Raw genomic sequence first — 20756 nt, forward strand, 5'->3', positions numbered from 1 at the left:
CAAAAGTGAGTAACAAAGTTAGCGTGAGTAAAATACAGTAAATACGTTGCAATGAATTAACCTAATAATAAATAGACATTTAAAGTTTATGGTAACTGCGTTTAAAACTCAATCATTAACTGGTTTTTACCACTGGCTTTATCAAGCTACTAGCCGCAATGGCGAACAGGCAATAGCCGGTAAAATACCAAAAACCAGTACCAAACTCAGCATGCATATTAAGTAAGTCTTCTGAGTTCGCGTTTGCATTACCAGCCATGTAAGCCACGATTAATGCAATAACAAACACATCCACCATACTCCATTTACTTAAGCCAATTATCACTTTACCAAGCTTGTACTTAAACGAAGTCTCCTTCAGTGCACAATAAAACAATTGAAGCAACAACTTAATAGTTGGGATCACTATTGAAAAAAACGCCACTAATATCGCCACTAAGTAGTTTTTGTTATCGGCCAGTTCGTTAACGGTGCCCCAAATACTACGCGTTTTTTGATAAGCGCTGATCTCACCTTCAAGTTTGTCTAACCCCAACATACTCGAGACCATCATTAGCATATTACGGGTGTTTTGATTTCCTTCATCTGCCAGCATTTCAATACCGGCTTGAGCAAGTTTAGATTTATCAATTTTTCCTTCCATACTCAGCACTGGCTGGGTCACCCCGGGGATCAATAAAGCTAAGGCAATTAAAATAGTCGTGATAGGTAAAAATAAACGCATGGTGTAATACTAAGTAAAATCAATATGTGCCAATCATACCCAAACGTTTTACGTTAGTCTTGTTCAATAATGGTGGCTAATAACTCATCCGCATATTGGCGCGCATCTAACATGGCTGTATACACCAGCTCTATATCTGATGCAGGGCGAATAGTCTCTAGCAACTTTTTAGCCAATTGCCAGTTATCTTCTTCTACTGCTTTTATTAAATGTAATGAGTTCCCCATCATGCCATCAAAACTTAAAAGTGCACCAGATAACTCAGCCCCTAAGCTAAACTCTTTGGCAATAGCTTCCAGTTCCATATCTAAAATAGCATCAAGCACCGACATCAAGCCGACTAAATAGCCTTGCTCTGCAATAATCTTTCCGCCAGGCTCTAAAATCAATTGCATAAACTGCGCTCTACATAAACCTAAACGAGTAAGTTCACTAGGTTTGTCTGAGCCAAGTTCGCTCAGCGCCAGTACTCGTACAAACTTTCTAATAGAATCTTCCCCTAAATACACAACCGCTTGTGGAATTGACGTAATCACTAAATTTTTATTAGCAGAGCGAGCATTAACTAGTTTGAGAACACGTGCGGTTAAACCCACATCTTTAGAAATACGTTGATTAATTTCGTTAAAATCCAAATCAGGACGAGATGTGCAGCGCAATAAATCAAAAACCGCCATTTTTAACGGCTCAACATTACCGTAACTGAGCATTTCTGGCCGTGCAAAAAAGAATCCTTGAAAGTAATCGCATCCAGCTTCTTTAAGCTGCCTAAATTCGTCATACGTTTCGATTCGCTCTACCACTATTTTAACCTCAGGGTGATTGCGTTTGAGCTTTTTAAGTAGCATGGTGGTTTTTATTATAGGCTCTTCTACTTCAAGCTTTATATAATCAACCAAACTGAGCAAAGGTTGCCATTTTTCATGCGCGTCATAATCATCTAACGCAAATACATACCCTGCTTTTTTTAGCTCAGTTACTCGTTGAGTAACAAGCTCGATATTTTCAGTACGCTCAACAATTTCAATTACAGTATTTTCAGGCTGTAATAATGTAGGTAAATCCTCTAAAAGCCCTTCGCTAGATAGGTTTATAAACACGGTCTGATTAAGCGCCAGCTTTTCCACCCCAACCAGCATTAACGCATTAAAAAAAAGTCGCCCAGTGGCCTGCCCGTCGGTTGTTCCCGCAGGAAAGGCATTATTAACTGAATCGCGATAAAGTAACTCAAAGGCAAAAATGCTTCTATCAGCATGAAAAATGGGTTGCCTAGCAATATATTGAGTGACCAAAATAGATGAATTTTTTACGTCTGGATTATTTGGCATTACCCTTCCTGTTTTGCAGTGATGTAAGCGTTATTTTTATTGTTATACCTAACCAGTATAGTGAAACTTTAAAGACTTGCTGCAATTTTAATTCGAATAAAAAACAAGCAACTAAGCCTAAATTTATATTCTTAAAATAAAAACCTTTATTAACCTTATTTTTTATAAGGTTTTGCTGCTATCAGCCGCTCTGAGCATACCCAAAGGTTATGGTTATAAGGTATAATGCGATTATAAATTTTTTATAAACTCACAAGAGCCCCTAATATGAGCATTGAACAAGCCTTAATAGAGCGTAGCAACAACCAATGTGAACTCTGCGCAGCAACAGATAACTTAACTGTATACGAAGTACCTCCAGTTACCGAAGCTCATTCAGATAAATGCATTTACACCTGTCAAACATGTAAAGATCAAATTGAGGGCACCCGCGATTTAACTCCTACTCATTGGCATTGTTTAAATGACAGCATGTGGAGCCAAACACCGGCGGTACAAGTTGTTGCTTATCGCATGCTGACACGACTAGCAGCCGATAATGGCTGGGCACAAGACGCACTTGATATGATTTACCTTGAAGAATACACATTAACATGGGCTCAGCAAGCGCTTGCTGAAGATGATGATATTAAACACATTGATAGTAATGGCGTAGTGCTACAAGCTGGCGACACCGTTACGTTAATAAAAGATCTAGATGTGAAAGGTAGTAGCTTAACAGCAAAACGCGGTACTGCTGTGCGTAATATTGGCTTAACCAGCAACCCAGAACATATTGAAGGGCGTGTTGATGGACAACGTATTGTAATTTTAACTAAATACGTTAAAAAATAAGTAACGAATCAAGGCGCCTAGCGTCTTTTTTTATATCTCAACTTTCTGTATTGGCTGTATTTACAAGTTAAGCGATGATTAAGTAACTTAGCCGTATGCTACTGTTTATATCCGTAATTATATCTAGGAACTGTTATGTTCTCACCAAAGCCAAACTCAATCTTAAAGTCGGTTGCAGGCCTATGTTTTTTAGCAAGTGGCACACTTATGCTTAGCGCATGTAACGATGACACCGCACAGCAAAATAGCGCTGTGAAACAAACAACAGCCTCTCTACCAGTGCAAGTTAGCTACCTAGATCGCAGCCTATTAGCGCCTAATTCACAGCTAACCGTTACCTTGGTTGATGTGTCAAAAATGGATGTGGCAGCAACCGTTATTTCTGAGCAGGTAATTGATTTAGTAGGCGCACCGCCGTATAAAGTAGAGCTTGAATACAACCTTGAAAAAATTGATCCAGCCCATCGCTACAGCGTGCGCGCAACCATTAATAATCAAGGAAACTTACTATACACCAGCACAACAAGTAACTCGCCTTTTGCTAATACGGCCTCATCAGAGCCTTTAGAAATTATTGTTTCAAAAGTAGCGTCAAAGCCAGACGTTGACTTAGTAAATACCTACTTCAAAGCCGTTTCAATCGATGGCAATCCCGTTGAAGTGAATACTAAAGAGCCATTTATTCAATTTAATAGTGACAACACTGTGCACGGTTTTTTAGGGTGCAATAACTTTAATGGCGGTTATGAAGTATCGAAGCAAGCAGTGACTTTTACGCAGTTAGCAACCACGCAAAAAATGTGTCATGACAATATGGAACAAGAAAGCGCCATGGCGGGTGTGCTGCAAGCAGCAACGCAATGGCAAATTAACGGTGAAAAATTAGTATTACAAAATGAGGCAGGCAAGCAACTTGCAACCTTTAACGCTGTTTACTTTTAATTAAGCGTAACAATACTCCGCAACTAAGTAGATCAGTATAAAGCCCAGTTAAACTAGGGTCTGTTGATCTTTCAAGGTTAAATTTGCAGCAGTCTGTTTGGTATTTAGGCAAGGCAGCGCCTATGTGGTGTGGTTATTCCCCATAAATAGGCGATAACGCAGCATCAATGCCAAACAGGCGCTGCCCGAAGGGTTCTGCCTAAGGGCGATTTACTCTTTGTTGCCTACATGGATGTAGGTAAGGGGCGTGAGCAGGACGCGGAAGCTTTGCTCGGTTTTTACTTATTCTTACATGGATGTAAGCCAGTAGAATAACGCAGGAGCAGTTATCGAGCCCACTAGGTTACAAACCTCGCGCCGCGATTAAACCGCCCCTAGTTTGAACAAATTTTAATCCGCAAAGGTCAACAGACCCTAGGCTTATTTATTTTTATTCGGCAACTAACTGCTCGCTGCGATAAAAGCCACTTGGCTTACTCAACAAGCTTACTAGTTCAGGTAACACGTCATCCATAGTTTGTTTCAGCTTCCAGGGTGGATTTATCACTATCATTCCAGAGGCGGTCATACCATGTACTTCTGTATCTGCTTCAGTACCTAATTCAAATAATTGAATATTTTTAATGCCCGCGTCAATTAAACCCTGCTCCATATTATCAATACGTTCTCTGTCCACAACCGGATACCAGATCATGTAAGTCCCTGTTGCAAAGCGTTGATGTGCTTTAACAATGGTTTGTACTACCGTATTGTAATCGTCTTTTATTTCATAAGGTGGGTCTATTAACACACAGGCTCTGCGCGAAGCTGGCGGTAACAAACCAATTAAGCCTGCAAACCCATTTTCGCCGCGTACACGAATAGAACGCTTACCTTGCATGTTTTCTTCAAGTAAGACTAAATCTCGCGGATGCAGCTCAAAAAACCAGCCCTTATCTTGACGGCGTAAAAAGTGCTCGGCTATTTTTGGTGAGCCTGGGTAAAACGCCAGCGATGCGCTCTCATTAAATGATTTTATTAGTTCAATGTAGTCATTTAAGGCACTGTGTTGGCTAGTATGTTGCCACAGTTTTTCAATGCCATCTTGGTACTCTTGGGTTTTTTGCGCGTCAGGTGCAGCAAGCTCAAAAAAACCAGCCCCCGAATGCGTATCAATATAGTCAAGCGGCTTATCTTTAATTGTTTGATAACCCAGTACTTGCGCTAACACTAAATGTTTAAGTACATCGGCAGGGTTACCCGCATGAAAGGAGTGTCTGTAACTAAGCATTATTTATTTTCACCATACGCTATTTAATAAAATCAGTGAACCATAAGCACACTACTTTGACAATCGATACCAGCAAAAGCGGGGGTTTACGTGAACCGCTTCTGAATGAAAAAGCCAATAGCGTGAATTATCCCTTAACATAGAATAAAAATCACCTAAAACCAGCGTAAATGCTGGCAAATAAACACACTTTGCTTTACATTTGCATGACATTAATTACAGTTATATGAGCGCATTTATGAACAACAACACTCTTCAACAACTCGAACAACTGATCGACCAACTAATTACCCGTAATAATCAGTTACAAACTGATATTTCAGAGCTTAAAGAGCAAAATAGCAAGCTACTTGATGAAAATGAGTTATTGCAGTTAGAAGCCCTTGAAAATGAAGAAAAACAAAAAGATGCAAGTACCACCTTGTCATCATTGTTAGATAAATTACAAAGCGCGCAACAGGCAAGCTAATGTCTGAGCTGCAAAACCAGCGAGTCACTGTTGAATTGCTTGGTAAAGAGCAGCAATTTGCTTGTCCTGCGGGGCAAGAAGAGGCACTAAAAGCGGCCGCCAAAAATCTGAATGATTTAGTTGAACAAATGAAACAACGTTCAACAGTCAGAAACGATCAAAAAGCATTACTTATGGCTGCCTTAAATTTAAGCCACGAATTGCTTGAAGCGAAAACTCAAAAATCAGTTGAGCTTGAATATCAAGATCAACTGATTGATAAATTGAGTCAGTACTTAAGCTCGAACTCTGAGCACACTAAATAAAAGCGCATTTTGCGCTTTTATTGTTTTTACCGTCAAAAATACAGCTAGAGATAAAGATGCAACCATTTTTAAGTAAAGCTCAAAAAATAGGTAAGTGCTTACTGCCTTTAATTTGCTTGTTTATGCAAACAAAAAGCGAGGCAGCAATTGAGTGGCAACCGTTGTCAGCTAATATTCAATTTCTTAAGCAACCTGAAAGACTTCGTTTTTACGATTCTAACCAAGTATTAATTGAAGGCAGTGAATGTGCCTTACTCGTTGATGCCAGTGGTAACTTTGCGGCAGTAGAACAACTGGTAACTGAGCTAAAACAACGTCTAAAGACGCCTTTATGTTACTTAGTTGCAACCCACTTTCATGACGATCACTTACTGGGGATGGCGGTTATGCAGCATTACTTCCCAGACGCAAAACTTATTACTCACCAACAAGTCGCTAACGACTTTTCGCTTTACCAGCAAGCCTTAACAGACAAGCTAGAGGGATTCGAGAAAAGCATTGAGCTGAGCTATCAACGATTAGCCACCTTACCCGATGCTGAGCAAGTTCAATGGCGAGAAAAGCTTACCCGCGCTAAAAAGCGCTTATTTCGCTGGCAAGACTATCAATTAACACCACCAAAAATGAGTATTAGTGAATCTAAAACGTTAGATTTAGGTGGCTATACACTCACTATAAACCCGCATCAGGCACATACTAATGGCGATTTAACATTACTTGCCGACAAGGGTAAAACCTTAATAGGTGGTGATATAATTGACTGGCTACCCTACCCAGGGCATGGCGAGCTTAATCAATGGCAACGCTTATTAAAAAAATATATAAATAATAATACGCTGTCACTTTTTATTCCTGGCCATGGCAATTTAGTCGATAAAGTTAAATTAAAACAGTCACTCACGTTTTTAGAAGCAATTACGGAGCAGGTTAAAAACAACCCTGAAGCCAGTATTGAGCAATTACAAAAAAAATTCCCAAGTGAAGTACTAAAACCTTACCAACAAGAACCACTTGATATAAAATCAAGTAACTTATTTTTGCAATCGGGATTACTTCGCGCTAAAAACAGTCAATAACTGAACACAATGGATTGTGTTAAAATATGGAAATATATTTTTTAAAAAGGAACAAAATGCGTCACCTGATCTTATGCTTTGCCATTATATTGCTATGTAGCTGTAAAACCACACAGCCAGAGATCATTGCGCCTGTAGTCCCTGCACCTGTAGAGCAAAAAACCGCACAATCAAACACGCCGACCTCTACAAACACCAAAAAAATCATTAATATAAAAACAATACCTAAAGCCCTAAAAGTAACTCAACCAACTGACTTATGGGCACATATTGCTGATAACTTACATTTACCGGTTGAGCAAAATCAGGCGTTAAAGAAACGCATTAACTGGTATTTAAAACAACCGAATTATTTAAATATAGTGTCTCGCCGTGCAGAGCCTTTTTTATACCATATAGTAAAAAAAGTAGAGCAAAAGCAACTCCCCATGGAACTGGCATTACTGCCATTTGTAGAAAGTGGCTTTAGGCCTACCGCCCGCTCAAGTGAGCACGCTGTGGGTGTGTGGCAACTGGTTGCAGCAACTGCACATCATTTTGGGGTTAAATCAGATCAATGGTACGACGGACGCCAAGATGTACTGGCCTCAACCGATGCAGCACTAGATTACTTAAGCTATTTACATAAACGTTTTGATGGTAATTGGTTGCATGCACTTGCAGCCTATAACACCGGTGAAGGCAGAGTTAAACGTGCTATAAAACGCAATCAAAAACGAGGGAAGTCAACTGACTTTTGGGCACTAACCCTACCAAAAGAAACCGCTGACTATGTACCAAAACTATTAGCATTAAGCTATTTAGTAAAACACCCTAAGGCAAAATTTAAACGCCCAAAGCTTCCTTATAAAGCACTGACCACCTCGTTAAATGTGGCAAAACAGTTCGATTTTTCAATTATGGCCAAGCTCTCTGGTATGGGTGTAAAACAGCTACATGCTCTTAATCGGGGTTATTTAAAAAACCAAAGTTCCCCCCATGGCCCGCATACTTTGTTGCTTCCTATTGAGCAACAAGCTTTACTAAAAAACCGTTTTTTTAAAGCCAATTTTGCAGGCGAATACATAGTCAAAAAAAATGACACACTATACGGTATTGCTAGGCATTTTGGCTTGCCTTTAAAGGCACTAAAACAGCTCAATAATAAGCAAAATAACTTTATTGGTGTTGGCGAAAAACTTATTTTAGGAGAGCCTCAAACGTTACCTGAATCGCTCACTATTAACTATAAAATAAGCCCTTACTTGGAACAAAAAGAGCCCGTTATTCCAACCATCGAGGTAGATTACCACGTTAAACCCGGTGATAACCTGTGGAATATAAGTCAGTTGTATGGCGTTGCTCATAGCGATTTAGCACGTTGGAATAAGTTATCAGCATCTAGCGTATTAAAGCCTGGGACTCAGTTAGTTTTATTTATACCCCAAGCTGCGACACCTAAAACCACACCGGCTAAAAAAGATCTGTTACTCGACTTACAAAATACATTAAATCATCCCCGTTAAGTTTCTAAAGCGCAGTATTTCGCGTAAAATTGCTTTTTAATTTATTTAAATCTTAAAGAGACATGCATGCAAATCAGTAAAAATTCGGCCGTTGAATTTCATTACACCCTTAGCGAAGCCGGTGAACAAATAGAAAGTAGCCTTAACGACGCGCCATTAAGTTACATTCACGGCAGCGAAGGCATGCTACCCGGTTTAGAAACCGCACTTGAAGGTAAAACTGCTGGTGATAAATTTAGCGTAACGTTATCTCCAAGTGAATCATACGGCGAGCGTGTTGATGATTTAATTCAGCGCATTCCGCTTAAGCATTTACAAGGCGATGTAAAAGTGTGGAAGCCAGGTATGACTGCAATGGTGCAATCAAATCAGGGTCGCCATCAAGTGACTATCGTAAAAGTAGGCCGCTTTAATGCTGATTGTGATTTAAACCACCCATTTGCTGGTAAAACGCTGACCTTTGATGTTGAGGTTGTATCAGTTCGTGAAGCAACAAGCGAAGAAATCTCTCATGGCCACGTTCATGCTGAAGGTGGTTGCGGCCACGCACATTAATTGCTAATTAGAGGAGCAAGTATGTCAAAAGTTGCAATAGTAACCGGTGGCTCTAAAGGCATTGGCTTTGCTGTGGTACAGCGATTATTAACTAACGGCTATCAGGTTCATAACTTAGATATTGAGCCAAGTGAGAGTGGTGTTTTTCATCAATGTGATGTTAGTGATGTAACCGCCGTACGCCAGTGTATACAGGCTATTATTGAAAAAACACAACGTATTGATGTACTTGTTTCAAACGCTGGTAAGCATCTAAGTGCCACAATTGAGCACACCGATGAAGCGACATTCGATGCGTTAATGGCACTGAATGTTAAAGGTGCGTACGCGGCTATACAAAGCGTATTACCAACTATGAAAGCACAGCAAGATGGCGCTATTGTGTTAATTGCCTCAGATCAGGCCATTATAGGCAAACAAAACTCATTTGCTTATAACTTAACTAAGCACGCATTGGCTTCAATGGCTAAAACCACCGCCTTGGATTACGCAAGCTTTAATATTCGCGCTAATGCAGTGTGCCCTGGCACCATAGAAACGCCGTTATTTCATAATGCAATTGATGCATATTGTAAAAGAAGTGGTGCTAACAAAGCCGATATTGTTGCCGAAGAAGCCGCATTACAACCGCTCAACCGTTTAGGTCAAGCCGATGAAGTTGCTGCACTGGTAAGCTTTTTAGTAAGTGCAGATGCCAGCTTTATTACTGGTAGCTTACAACGTATTGATGGTGGCTACACAGCACAATGAGTACTAAAATTATTGACCCGCATCTGCACTTTTTTAATTTGCCGGAGGGTCAATACACCTGGCTACAAGGTGCGAACCCACCAGCTTGGTCTAACTTAGATAAAATAAAGCAGCCCATCAGCGTTGCTGAACTGATCAAAAGTACTAACTTTGAACTCGCAGGTTTAGTGCACATAGAAGCTGGGTTTGATAATAACCAGCCAGTTAAAGAATTAAACTGGTTAGCCAAACATATTAAAAATATACCTTATAAAGCAATTAGCTTTGCAACAATTAACCAGCCAAATAACGCATTTAAACTAGCACTTCAGCAGCTAGATCATCACTCTCTTGTAGGCATTAGAGATATCACTGAAGGTCATGATGCCGAGCGCTTATTGAGCCCTCATTGTCTCGATAACCTGCGACACTTGAGCCAATTAAAGCTGCATTTTGAAGCCCAATTTGAAGTAGAAAACCTCAACATCACTGAGCGGCTCATTTCTTATGCCAACAAAGTTAGTGGCTTACAAATAATCATTAATCACGCAGGGCTTGCACACAACCTTGCAAACTGGGCAACTGCAATTGAACTACTTGCAAAACAGCCTAATGTTGCGATTAAGTTTTCAGGTTTTGAATTACTCATGCTTAATAGCGAGCAGCAAAACCAATGTTTTAAACATATTTTAAAGCATTTTGGTATGCAAAGAGTGATGTTTGCTAGCAACTTCCCCGTGTGCCAAATTAATATTAACTACAACGAGTTATGGCAACATTATCGCAGCCTGTGTAGCGACGATCTTACATGGCAATATTTGAGTTACAAAAATGCTGCAAGCCTCTATCAACTCTAAATGAAAACCGCTATATTTAGCTCAACAGTTTAAAAAACGAGCATGCGTATGGCCATTTTTAATTCATCTTCTCTTAAATACACATTACTCCCTTTTTCACTAGCCGCTTTATTAACAGGTTGTGGTGGTGGAGGTAGCGACAATGCGACCAACCCAACAACTGATAATAGCGGCTGGACCTCAGGTGTATTTGCCAGTTCAGGGCAATTTAAAGGTCAATGCCAAGCAATTAATGAAAAAAACTGGCTACGCTCTTGGAGTAACGAAACCTACCTATGGTATGACGAAATTATTGATACCAACCCTGCATTAACGTCAGGGATTATTGATTACTTTAATACTTTAAAAACGGAGCAACTGACTGAGTCAGGTGCGAAAAAAGATAACTTTCACTTTAGTTTGCCGACCGATGAGTGGCAAAGACAAAATCAATCCGGCCTAAGCTTTGGTTATGGCTTTAATATAAAAATAATTGCCGGTAGCGCGCCACGCCAAGCAGTTGTTAGCTACACCGAACCAAATACCCCAGCTAGTAATCAAAATATTATTCGTGGTTTTGAGCTTTTAGAAGTTGATGGCGTTGATTTTATTAACACCACCTCATCGAGCGAGGTAGGTATTATTAATGCAGGTTTATTCCCCGAGCAAACGGGTAAAGTTACCGAATTTGTATTTAGGGATATCAGCACTAATGAAAACCGCACAGTGACGCTCACGTCTCAAAACATCGAATCGCAACCAGTAATGAATGTTCGTACCGATTTAGCCGCTGGTGATGTTGGTTATTTTCAATTTAATAGCCACAACGCCATAGCCGAAACACAGCTTTACAACGCCTTTAACCAACTCGCTGCCAGTAGCATTAAAGATTTAGTCATTGACCTGCGCTATAACGGGGGTGGGTTATTACAAATGGCTAGCCAAGTAGGCTACATGGTGGGGGGCAGTAACACGCAAGGTAAAATATTTGAACGGACCATATTTAATGATAAATTCCCTAATACCAACCCCGTCACAGGCCAAGCACTGACGCCGATGCCTTTTACAAATCGTTTTGTCGGCTTTGAAAATAATCCTGCAATTGTAGCGGGCACGCCGTTACCCACCTTAAACTTAGAACGGGTATTTGTACTTACCACCAGCAGTACCTGCTCGGCTAGTGAGGCTATCATTAACGGGCTACGCGGAGCAGATGTTGAAATTATTCAGATAGGCGCAGGCACCTGTGGTAAACCGTATGGTTTTTACCCTACCGACAACTGCGACACCACTTATTTTACTATTCAATTTACTGGCGAAAATAACAAAGGTTTTGGTGAATATTCAGATGGCTTTGCACCGCAAAATACCATTGATGACGCACGACAACCGGTTCGTATTGCTGGGTGTGCTGTTGCCGATGATTTTACTAAGCGCTTAGGTGATGCTAGTGAAAGCTTATTAAGTACAGCGCTGAGCTATAGAGAAAACGGCAGTTGCCCTGCCCCAAGCTCAATAAATAGTGTTCTTGGTTTTGCGCCCACTATCGCCACCGATATGCCAGAAGTAAAAGATATGCGAGTTCAAACCATGCTACAACAAAATATTATTCTTAGTGATAACATGAGATAAGCAATGAACATATTATTAGCAATAAGCATGACTGCAGCGACATTAGGGTTAACGGGTTGCTTAGCGCAAAGCTCAGAACCCACACCTAAGCTACAGCATGCGTTACTAATTGAGCCCAATAGCGCTAAAGTAGCCGATGCGATTACGCAACTGCTACATAGCTCACAGGTTCAATTAACCGACGATGTTTTTGTAACCTCAAGCACAGTTACCCTTGAGCAACTTAATCACAAAGACCCTCAGGGAAATCCGATTATGGGCAAGCAGCTTAATATGCCGGATCAGTTTGAACTGATGATTAAGGGAGAGCGCTGTTTTGTTCGCCATTTTGATAGCAAAGCAACCATCGAACTAAAACAAGTACTTTGTAAAATAAACCCACAGCGATAAAAAAGCCGGTAAGTGACAACTCACTTACCGGCTATTTCTCAACAGAGTAAACTATTTTATTTCTACGCGTTGTGAGCGCATTACAATTTCATCGTTAAGCTCAATCCCAAGACCTGGTTCTTCAGATACTTCAAAAAAACCATTTTTAGGTTGTGGATCTTGTAAGCATAGCTCTCTATTCCACTTTTTAATCGCGTAAGTATGATGCTCGTGAATTAAAAAGTTAGGGATCGCTGTTTCTAAGTGCAATGATGCCGCCGTTGCAACCGGCCCTCCACATACGTGTGCCTGAATACGCACATCAAAAATATCAGCGTAATCACATACTTTTTTAGTTTCGGTAAAGCCACCACATAAGCCGATATCTGGCTGTAGTACATCAATACTTTGATCTTCTAAATAAGGACGTACACCCCAGCGGTTATACAAGCGCTCGCCGCCTGCAATAGGCACAGCCACTTTGTCAGCCACTTTTGCATGTAATGAATGGTTTAAGTAATTCACCGGCTCTTCAAAATACATACAGTCAAATTCTTCTGCAATTTCACCAATTTGAATTGCCGATGTCGCTCCTGGTAAGCTATGACATTCAAAAATAATATCTACTTCGTCACCCACGGCCTCTCGAATAGCCTGCATACGTGCGCGGTATAGTTTCATCTCTGGGCGAGAAATAATATTTGTGCGGTCGTAATAGGTGTTACCGTCTTTATCGTATTGAATTGGATCGACTTTCACCGCATCGTAACCTTCCGCCACCGCTTTTAGTGCCGCTTCGGCATATTCTTGTGGCTGTACCAGCGCTTTAAATTCACTGTCCCAGTCAAACTGCAGCTGTGATGCATAAGTACGCAGCTTGTCGTTAACTTTACCGCCAAGCAACTGATAAACCGGTAAACCTAATGCTTTACCTTTTATATCCCAAAGTGCCGTATCAATCGCACTCATTGCTGCGTAAACCACCGGCCCACCGCCTAGACCCCAAAAACTTTCACGTAACATGCGCGACCATAGTTTTTCAGTTTGAAACGGGTCATGGCCAATTAAAAAGGCATCGGCCATTTCTTTGATCATCGCAGCAGCTGCACTGTGGCCTAAATCGTATGCAAGACCTGCTTCACCCACACCGCTAATACCTTCATCGGTATGAATTCGAACAAATACCGGCGTCCATGCAGGACGATCAGGGCAATGAATATCAAAGACTTCAACGCGATTTACTTTCATAAAAATTCCTTATTACCCTTCAGTGGGTTATTTTGCAAAACTAGGATCAAGACGATACGCTTTTCGTAACATGGCAGGCCATGCTAGCTGGCCCCCTGTACTGCCGCTGTGAACGACGTTCGCTTGGTTATAAATGTTATCAATAATAGCTTGAGGCACAGCAGTCGCTTCTTGCGCACTTGATTGAATGGCTAACTGTATTTCACAGGCACGCTGAAGGTCATAAAAGCGCATAAACGCATCGCCTACCGTTGGGCCTACTGTTAAACCGCCGTGGTTGACCAATAGCATATGATTGGTGGTGCCTAAATCTGTTTGCAGGCGTTTACGCTCATCGCCATTCACCGCTAAACCTTCATAGCCATGGTAAGACAGAGACGGCAATGAAAACATCGAATACTGACTTAGCGGTAACAGCCCTTCTTTTTGTGTTGCAACCGCAATCGTTTCTTTGGTGTGCAGGTGTATAACGCAATGGGCATCCTCACGTACTTCGTGAATGGCACTGTGAATAGTGAACCCTGCAGGGTTAATATTAAAGGGTGTATCGTCAATAATGCGGCCATTTAAATCTACTTTGACTAAGTTAGATGCAGTGATCTCATCAAACGTTAAGCCAAAGGCATTCACTAAATAATGATCAGTGCCCGGTAGGCGAGCAGAAAGGTGCGTATAAATTAAATCCCCCCAACGAAAATGGTCAACTAATCGATAACATGCGGCTAAATCAACACGTAGTTGCCACTCTTGTTCTGATACTTTATTTTTTAAATTGAGCTGGGGTAAATCAAACATAACAAGCCTTTTAAAACACAGCATAGCGCTAGTGATTGTAGATGTTTAGAAGTCTAAATGAGTATTAGCATGATGGCAATCACCAAATAAAAAAGCCACACATAGGTGTGGCTCTTTTTAATTAGCGTTAACGGTTATTGTACTTTTGATAGGTAATCGGCAATCGCTTCAAATTCTTCATCAGTCACAGTCGCAACCATCGCTTTCATCGCCATAGACATACCGTTGTTACGAGCGCCTGACTTGATGTCTTTCATTTGCGCTACTAAATATTCTTTGTTTTGACCATTTAGTTTAGGGTACATCGCCATAATAGGTGCTTTACCTTCTGCACCATGACATGTTTGACAATTTTTAGCTGTGTAAAGTGCAGCGCCATCTGCAGCGGCTGCTGAAAATGAAAAACTTGCGGCTAAACCAATACCCGCCCCTAATAAAAGTGTTTTTATCTTGCTCATTGTATTTACTCTTCTTTTTACGGTTAAAAAAAACGGTTGAGATTATTGTAGTCAATAAATCTTTAAAAAGCATACGTCCTTGGTAAGGTTTGACGATCAATCAGAACAAATACGTGTATCCCTCATAAAACACATACTAGCTTGCTTTAACTGAGCAGATACTTAATAGGCTTACCAAATAAGATCGTCTGGCACTTCAAAATCAGCATACGGATCGTCTTCATCTTTGGCTTTATTTTCAGGCTCAACATGAAACACAATATACTTTTCATCCACCTCAGCCACTTTACGCGCAGGCTCATCTTCTAATACGTAAAACTGACCTTCTAACACACAAATAGCTAAACGCCCGCCCGAGAGCGCCTTTTGCGTTTGCTCATTCACATCAAGCCCTTTCACTTTATTTTCATAAGTGAAGTTAAAGGTACGCTCACCGCGAATTGACTCTTGATTATGATGCTCTAAAATTTGCTTAACACGGGCGACTTGCTCGCGCTGCTTTAATTCTTCTTGGCGCGCTTTATTGAGCTCTTCAGCTTTTTGCTGCTGCTCCAACTTAGTTTGCTGAATATGCTTTTGTAAATCGTTCGGGTTGCTCGTCGCTCCCTTCTTTTGCTTTTTCTGTTGCTTGCGCTTTTCTGATTTAGCAACTTTAGCTTTATGTGATGTTGTTAAACCAGCTTGGAGCAATTGCTCTTGTAGTGACCCCATGGCGTGTTCCCACTAAAAACGAATATTAATGCTATTTTAATCACCAACGAGCGTAAATAACAGCGCTATTGGTATTAATCTAACAAACTACTGAAAACAAAGCATGATTTAGCGCAATAAAGGTTAATTTATGAAAACCCAAGCAGTTTTGTATATAATGCAGCTCAACTAATAAGCAATGTATATGGCAGTTAATGCGCTTACCTCACCTACTCATCTGTTCAGTTTTCATTTTTTTTGTTTTATACGCACCACAGCCATTATTAAGTTTATTTGCTACTGAATTTAATGTTGCTCCTGCTGTTGCAGGCAGCTTAATGACGGCCACTATGCTGCCTTTAGCTATTGCCCCTTTAGTGTATGGACTGTTTTTAGCTAAGCGAAACCCTTTATTGACATTACGCTTCGCTATGTTGTTACTGGGTGTCGGTTGTATCTTATTTATTTATGCCCCGAGTTTTGAATTACTTCTACTGGTAAGGTTTTTACAAGGACTGACTTTACCTGCAGCATTGACTGCCATGACCAGCTTTATTGGTATGAGCTATCAAGCAGATACATTACAAAAAAATATGACGCTATATATAGGTAGTACGATTGTCGGTGGTTATTTTGGTCGTGTATTGGCTGCGCTCTTTAGCGATGTTTGGTCGTGGCAGAGTTTTTATTACCTAATAGCAGCCATGCTGATTATTCTAGCGTTAAGTATTCCCCATAAACGTTTTAATCTCGTTAAATCAACCGAGGTTTTATCGCCATTAGATTATATAAAACAACTTAAAGAGGGCTCTGCACTTAAGCTCTATGGTGCCATTTTTTGTATGTTTTTTTGCTTTGCAGCATTATTAAACTACTTGCCTTTTATTTTAAAAAATACCTTTTTAATTAATAACACGCGCGACATTGGCTTTGTTTATAGTGGCTATTTGGTGGGTGCTTTGGCTTCTATTTTCACTCCTTGGCTATTAAAAAAAATGACTTCAGCCTGGCGATTGTTGGCCGCGGTATTCGTGTTTTATAACCTCAGTATTGTGTTATTAATGAGTCATTCACTGTTGTTGTTTTTAATTGCATTCACACTCTTTTGCGGCGCTATGTTTGTGATTCATTCCACAGCGGCACCACTGGTTAATAAAATCAGTCACGCACCGCCAAGCGTTACCAACGGGTGCTATGTATCATTTTATTACAGCGGCGGCGCAATGGGCTCGTTATTACCAGGGGTGGTTTATCAAACTCATGGACAAACGGCGTTTATGGCAACATTACTCGCTGTATGTTTGTGTGGACTGGGGCTTATTTTGTGGGCTCAACGCGATGGCAAAAACATCACCCGCGGCTGATGCTCAGTAAAGTCAAAAAAACGCAGTAAATCAGGCTTAGTTAATAACCATGTTTGGGTATTTTCAAACGGGTGGCAATGAAATAAATCGCCAAACCAAATATCTTGATCAAGCCAAAGCGTTACATCACGCTGTTTGTCGTTCATTAAGCTGAGCATTGACACGCAACCCGGTGCAACCTTTAAGTACTTAGCCAAGCGCTCATTAGAGGCAAAGCCTAAGCGCGATAGCCCTTGCTGTTTGGCAAGTGACTTTAAATCCAACTGTTTATCATGCGCGGTGATCACTAAAAAATGACGCTTACCTTCATTGTCTCGCAAAAATAGGTTTTTTAAACGTGTTCCTGGGCGATTTACCATCAGTTCATCGGCATCTAAACTGCCATGTAGCGCTGGATGTTCTATTACGTCATATTCTATATTTAGTTGGGTTAACACTGCCGCTAGTTTTTGTTTATCCGCTAACATATTACAAACAACGCCCTCTTAATTGCACACTTAAATCACGCCATAGTACTTCGTTTATTTCATGCTTATCTGCACAATAGTTACGCTGTGCTAGTTCTTTATTAAGAAACTCTACCGCTTGATCTTCTAATTGTAATTTTAAAACACTCGACTCTTCAAAATGCTCTTGCTCAGCAAAACGCTGAACATCATTGCGGGTTAGTTTTTTATTAATATTAATTTGCTCACGACTTTTAGCCTTTACAGAAACCACATAAGCAAAAAGCTTGTTACCTTGCTCATCAAGGGTGTCATAAAATTGTTTATTATTAATTTCGTAGGGCGGTTCATCTACTGAACTGGCACAACCAAAAAGGAAAATCATGAAAACTAACGCGTATTTTTTCATTATGTATTGTCGTTTTAGTAAATATTTAGCTCGAGTTTAACAAAAATTAGTTAAAACGGAAAAATTTGTGAAAAAATACTTGACCAAAAACGTAAAAATATTTAAAGTTCACCCCGCTTGAGACTCAGCACTTAAGCATTTACATTGTATGTAAATTAGGAATGTGGGGCTATAGCTCAGCTGGGAGAGCGCCTGCCTTGCACGCAGGAGGTCAGCAGTTCGATCCTGCTTAGCTCCACCACTTTCCTACTCTCTCCCCTAAGTAATATCCTTATTTTTATATTCTAAATAAATTTCTCTGTTAATAATTTTTTGCCCTGTTTTAATCTTTATGTTTGCTTAGTTGTTTGATTTTGCTAAATCGAGATCAAAAATGCCGAGCAAAAGCCCGGCATTTTTATCGTTTATTAGGTTGGGTAAGTTATTCGCGAACTTGACCAACACCATTAACTAAATATTTCTCAGTCGTTAGTGACTCAAGCCCCATTGGACCATAAGCATGCAACTTAGTCGTTGCAATACCAATCTCGGCGCCTAAACCTAGTTGTGAGCCATCAGAGAAACGTGATGACGCATTAACCATAACAACCGATGCATCCACACTACGTTGGAATAACTCTGCCGCAGCATCGTTTTTAGTACAGATAACTTCGGTATGATTTGAGCCAAATTGAGCAATGTGCTCAACGGCTGCATCAAAGCTTGGCACTATACGAATAGCAATTTCTAAATCTAAATATTCTTCACCAAATTCGTTATCTGCAAGCACAGTGACATTATCAAAATACTCAGCCGCTTTGGCATCGGCATTTATTTTTACGCCTTCTTGGCGAAGCACTACCGCGCACAGGTTTAAAAACTCATCAGCAACATCTTGGTGTACTACTAACCCTTCTAAGGCATTACATACGCCAGTACGTTGAGTTTTACCGTTAAGTAGTAGATTGAGTGCCACTTCTAAGTCTGCATCTTTATCTACGTATAAATGACACACGCCTTTAAAGTGCTGAATAACAGGAATTGTACTGTTTTCTGTTACATAGTTAATAAGCCCTTCACCGCCACGTGGGATAATTAAATCAATACTGTCGCGTTGCTGCATTAATTCCATTAGTAAAGCACGGTCAGGATCTGGAATAACTGAAATTAGCGCCGTTGGCAAACCATGTTTAGTAAGCACGCTGTGCATTACACTAGCAATGGCTTGTGAGCTTTTAAGCGCTTCTTTACCACCGCGCAAAATAACACCATTACCCGACTTAAAGCACAATGCACCCGCGTCAGCCGTTACATTAGGTCGTGCTTCGTAAATCATACATACCACGCCCAGTGGTACACGCATTTTTCGAATTTTAATGCCATTTGGACGTTCAGTGATATCACGTAACTGGCCAACCGGATCATCAAGTGAAACAATCACTTCGATACCTTCAGCCATCGCTTCAATGCGCTCATCATTCAATGTTAAACGGTCTATCATTGACGCTGCTAAATTATTGTCACGCGCAGCGCTTAGGTCACTTTCATTTTCTTTGATTATAAATTCTTTTTGATCTCTTAATGCCGCTGCCATATCGGTTAACACGTTGTTTTTAGTCTCGGTATCGAGTAAAGCAAGTGTATGTGCAGCTTTTGCTGCTTGGCGTGATATATCCGTAATTAAACTCATGACTTCTCCAATAATGCGATATCTTTTTCTGAAATAATTGGTCCAATTGAATCCTGCATTTTTTCGCTGAATTCACTCTGCTCGTTGTCTGCAATAAAGTTTAACAAGCAGCTACTGTAATTTGCTGTGGCTTTAGCTAAACGCGTACCATCTTCACTGCGAACTAAGATAGTATCGCCCACAGCAAACTCGCCATGTACTTCCTTGATCTCATCGCCTCGTAAACAGCCGTCTTCGCCTTCTAGCGAATCATCAAATGACCCATCGACAACCACTTCACCTTGTTCATTTGCGGTATGTGTCATCCAGTGAATAGAGTCTTGCATTGGTTTTTCATAAGGCAAGAACACACTACCTGGATTTTCGCCCGCTAATAAACGAGTAAAGGTTTCTTCTTTAAAGCCATTAATAATATACGTTGCAATACCATGTGATGTGGCTTTTTCTGCCGCTTCAATCTTGGTTTTCATTCCACCGGTGCCTACTGCACTGGTAGCACATCCTGCCATAGCATAAATAGAATCATCAATTGATTTTATTTCAGGCAATAATACGGCATCGTCATGCAGATTTGGATTTTTGTCGTACAGCCCATCTACATCCGAGAAAATCATTAATGCGTCAGCGTCAGCGGCAGCTGCCACCATCGCTGATAAGTTATCGTTATCACCCACTTTTAAATCATCTGTTGTCACCGCATCATTTTCATTAATGATAGGTAGCACGCCGTGCTCTAACAAGGTAAATACGGTTTCACGGATACTCTGGTAACGCTCACGGTCACGTAAGTCACCATGAGTTAATAATAGCTGCGCTGATGGAAAATCAAAGAAACGATCCCACATGGCCATCATTTCTGTTTGCCCTGCTGCTGCCATGGCTTTTTTCATAACAACTGAGCGCGGCTTCTCTGATGGAAATAAATGCGAGCCTGCCGCTACAGAGCCTGATGACACTAAAATAACCTCTATACCACGTGCGCGACAGTGAACGATAAACTGTGCGATGGTTAACAAGTAGCGTGAACGACAGCCATCTTGATCGGGTGCAATTAAGGCACTGCCCACTTTAAGTACGATACGTCGCCAATTTAACTTTTGCAT

23 protein-coding genes and 1 tRNA gene are annotated in these 20756 nt (G+C 40.6%); 13 read left to right on the forward strand and 11 right to left on the reverse strand.

What is annotated here, in order from left to right; all coding sequences use genetic code 11:
• Nucleotides 1-115: 115 nt before the first annotated feature.
• Together ACTRWE_RS12855 and ACTRWE_RS12860 are read right to left on the reverse strand one after the other, a co-directional pair.
• A complete protein-coding gene (locus ACTRWE_RS12855; RefSeq protein WP_273002276.1) occupies nucleotides 116-724 on the reverse strand; it encodes a paraquat-inducible protein A in 609 nt (202 codons plus the stop codon).
• 53 nt (nucleotides 725-777) lie between these two features.
• Complete coding sequence (locus tag ACTRWE_RS12860; protein WP_024601950.1) at nucleotides 778-2052, reverse strand: EAL and HDOD domain-containing protein; 1275 nt, start codon at nucleotides 2050-2052, stop codon at nucleotides 778-780.
• A 267-nt stretch (nucleotides 2053-2319) separates the two neighbouring features.
• On the opposite strand from ACTRWE_RS12860, the gene ACTRWE_RS12865 reads away from it, so the two are divergent.
• Nucleotides 2320-2886, forward strand: a complete 567-nt coding sequence (locus ACTRWE_RS12865) for a PhnA domain-containing protein (protein ID WP_273002272.1) — start codon at nucleotides 2320-2322, stop codon at nucleotides 2884-2886.
• Nucleotides 2887-3021: 135 nt separating this feature from the next.
• Nucleotides 3022-3828, forward strand: coding sequence for an META domain-containing protein (locus tag ACTRWE_RS12870; RefSeq protein ID WP_350607600.1), 807 nt, complete (start codon nucleotides 3022-3024; stop codon nucleotides 3826-3828).
• Nucleotides 3829-4258: 430 nt separating this feature from the next.
• On the opposite strand, the gene ACTRWE_RS12875 is transcribed toward ACTRWE_RS12870, so the two are convergent.
• Complete coding sequence (locus ACTRWE_RS12875; protein WP_013466006.1) at nucleotides 4259-5098, reverse strand: 23S rRNA (adenine(2030)-N(6))-methyltransferase RlmJ; 840 nt, start codon at nucleotides 5096-5098, stop codon at nucleotides 4259-4261.
• A 238-nt stretch (nucleotides 5099-5336) separates the two neighbouring features.
• Between ACTRWE_RS12875 and ACTRWE_RS12880 the strand changes: the two genes are divergently transcribed.
• The 9 genes from ACTRWE_RS12880 to ACTRWE_RS12920 all read left to right on the forward strand — a co-directional run bounded on the left by ACTRWE_RS12880 (nucleotide 5337) and on the right by ACTRWE_RS12920 (nucleotide 12595).
• Entirely contained in the window at nucleotides 5337-5567 is a 231-nt protein-coding gene (locus ACTRWE_RS12880) for a hypothetical protein (protein WP_008466311.1), read from the forward strand.
• Nucleotides 5567-5872, forward strand: a complete 306-nt coding sequence (locus ACTRWE_RS12885; protein ID WP_013466007.1) for a cell division protein ZapA — start codon at nucleotides 5567-5569, stop codon at nucleotides 5870-5872. The genes ACTRWE_RS12880 and ACTRWE_RS12885 overlap by 1 nt, the downstream gene beginning before the upstream one ends.
• A gap of 56 nt (nucleotides 5873-5928) precedes the next feature.
• Nucleotides 5929-6948: an MBL fold metallo-hydrolase gene (locus ACTRWE_RS12890; RefSeq protein ID WP_273001722.1), complete on the forward strand. Its 1020-nt coding sequence runs from the start codon at nucleotides 5929-5931 to the stop codon at nucleotides 6946-6948.
• 56 nt (nucleotides 6949-7004) lie between these two features.
• The gene (locus ACTRWE_RS12895; RefSeq protein ID WP_055012394.1) at nucleotides 7005-8453 is read left to right on the forward strand and encodes a transglycosylase SLT domain-containing protein; all 1449 of its coding nucleotides are present in this window, start codon (nucleotides 7005-7007) and stop codon (nucleotides 8451-8453) included.
• Between the two features lie 66 nt (nucleotides 8454-8519).
• Nucleotides 8520-9008, forward strand: a complete 489-nt coding sequence (locus ACTRWE_RS12900) for an FKBP-type peptidyl-prolyl cis-trans isomerase (protein ID WP_054202647.1) — start codon at nucleotides 8520-8522, stop codon at nucleotides 9006-9008.
• Between the two features lie 21 nt (nucleotides 9009-9029).
• Entirely contained in the window at nucleotides 9030-9758 is a 729-nt protein-coding gene (locus tag ACTRWE_RS12905; protein ID WP_010391710.1) for an SDR family NAD(P)-dependent oxidoreductase, read from the forward strand.
• A complete protein-coding gene (locus ACTRWE_RS12910) occupies nucleotides 9755-10594 on the forward strand; it encodes an amidohydrolase family protein (RefSeq protein ID WP_350607595.1) in 840 nt (279 codons plus the stop codon). The genes ACTRWE_RS12905 and ACTRWE_RS12910 overlap by 4 nt, the downstream gene beginning before the upstream one ends.
• A 48-nt stretch (nucleotides 10595-10642) precedes the next feature.
• Entirely contained in the window at nucleotides 10643-12205 is a 1563-nt protein-coding gene (locus ACTRWE_RS12915) for a S41 family peptidase (protein ID WP_462880126.1), read from the forward strand.
• A 3-nt stretch (nucleotides 12206-12208) separates the two neighbouring features.
• Nucleotides 12209-12595, forward strand: a complete 387-nt coding sequence (locus ACTRWE_RS12920) for a hypothetical protein (RefSeq protein WP_350607590.1) — start codon at nucleotides 12209-12211, stop codon at nucleotides 12593-12595.
• Nucleotides 12596-12646: 51 nt separating this feature from the next.
• Here ACTRWE_RS12920 and ACTRWE_RS12925 read toward each other — a convergent pair whose 3' ends face one another.
• The 4 genes from ACTRWE_RS12925 to ACTRWE_RS12940 all read right to left on the reverse strand — a co-directional run bounded on the left by ACTRWE_RS12925 (nucleotide 12647) and on the right by ACTRWE_RS12940 (nucleotide 15786).
• Nucleotides 12647-13822: a mandelate racemase/muconate lactonizing enzyme family protein gene (locus ACTRWE_RS12925; RefSeq protein WP_010391702.1), complete on the reverse strand. Its 1176-nt coding sequence runs from the start codon at nucleotides 13820-13822 to the stop codon at nucleotides 12647-12649.
• A 27-nt stretch (nucleotides 13823-13849) separates the two neighbouring features.
• Entirely contained in the window at nucleotides 13850-14617 is a 768-nt protein-coding gene (locus tag ACTRWE_RS12930; RefSeq protein ID WP_350607587.1) for a class II aldolase/adducin family protein, read from the reverse strand.
• 134 nt (nucleotides 14618-14751) lie between these two features.
• Nucleotides 14752-15075, reverse strand: a complete 324-nt coding sequence (locus ACTRWE_RS12935; RefSeq protein WP_010391700.1) for a c-type cytochrome — start codon at nucleotides 15073-15075, stop codon at nucleotides 14752-14754.
• 171 nt (nucleotides 15076-15246) lie between these two features.
• Entirely contained in the window at nucleotides 15247-15786 is a 540-nt protein-coding gene (locus ACTRWE_RS12940) for a DUF2058 domain-containing protein (RefSeq protein WP_010391699.1), read from the reverse strand.
• 194 nt (nucleotides 15787-15980) lie between these two features.
• On the opposite strand from ACTRWE_RS12940, the gene ACTRWE_RS12945 reads away from it, so the two are divergent.
• Nucleotides 15981-17129, forward strand: a complete 1149-nt coding sequence (locus ACTRWE_RS12945; RefSeq protein WP_350607584.1) for an MFS transporter — start codon at nucleotides 15981-15983, stop codon at nucleotides 17127-17129.
• On the opposite strand, the gene ACTRWE_RS12950 is transcribed toward ACTRWE_RS12945, so the two are convergent.
• Both ACTRWE_RS12950 and ACTRWE_RS12955 read right to left on the reverse strand, forming a co-directional pair.
• Entirely contained in the window at nucleotides 17096-17596 is a 501-nt protein-coding gene (locus tag ACTRWE_RS12950; RefSeq protein WP_013466016.1) for a prolyl-tRNA synthetase associated domain-containing protein, read from the reverse strand. The two genes, ACTRWE_RS12945 and ACTRWE_RS12950, sit on opposite strands and share 34 nt — an antisense overlap.
• 1 nt (nucleotide 17597) lies before the next feature.
• Entirely contained in the window at nucleotides 17598-17984 is a 387-nt protein-coding gene (locus ACTRWE_RS12955) for a hypothetical protein (RefSeq protein WP_350607582.1), read from the reverse strand.
• A 165-nt stretch (nucleotides 17985-18149) separates the two neighbouring features.
• On the opposite strand from ACTRWE_RS12955, the gene ACTRWE_RS12960 reads away from it, so the two are divergent.
• Nucleotides 18150-18225, forward strand: a tRNA-Ala gene (locus ACTRWE_RS12960).
• A gap of 180 nt (nucleotides 18226-18405) precedes the next feature.
• Here the strand turns inward: ACTRWE_RS12960 and ACTRWE_RS12965 are convergent.
• Both ACTRWE_RS12965 and proB read right to left on the reverse strand, forming a co-directional pair.
• Nucleotides 18406-19653, reverse strand: a complete 1248-nt coding sequence (locus tag ACTRWE_RS12965) for a glutamate-5-semialdehyde dehydrogenase (protein ID WP_076921856.1) — start codon at nucleotides 19651-19653, stop codon at nucleotides 18406-18408.
• Nucleotides 19650-20756: a glutamate 5-kinase gene (gene proB / locus ACTRWE_RS12970; RefSeq protein WP_013466019.1), complete on the reverse strand. Its 1107-nt coding sequence runs from the start codon at nucleotides 20754-20756 to the stop codon at nucleotides 19650-19652. Before proB ends, ACTRWE_RS12965 begins: the two co-directional genes overlap by 4 nt.

The organism is Pseudoalteromonas sp. G5_S1_54_S4 (genome assembly GCF_054968565.1).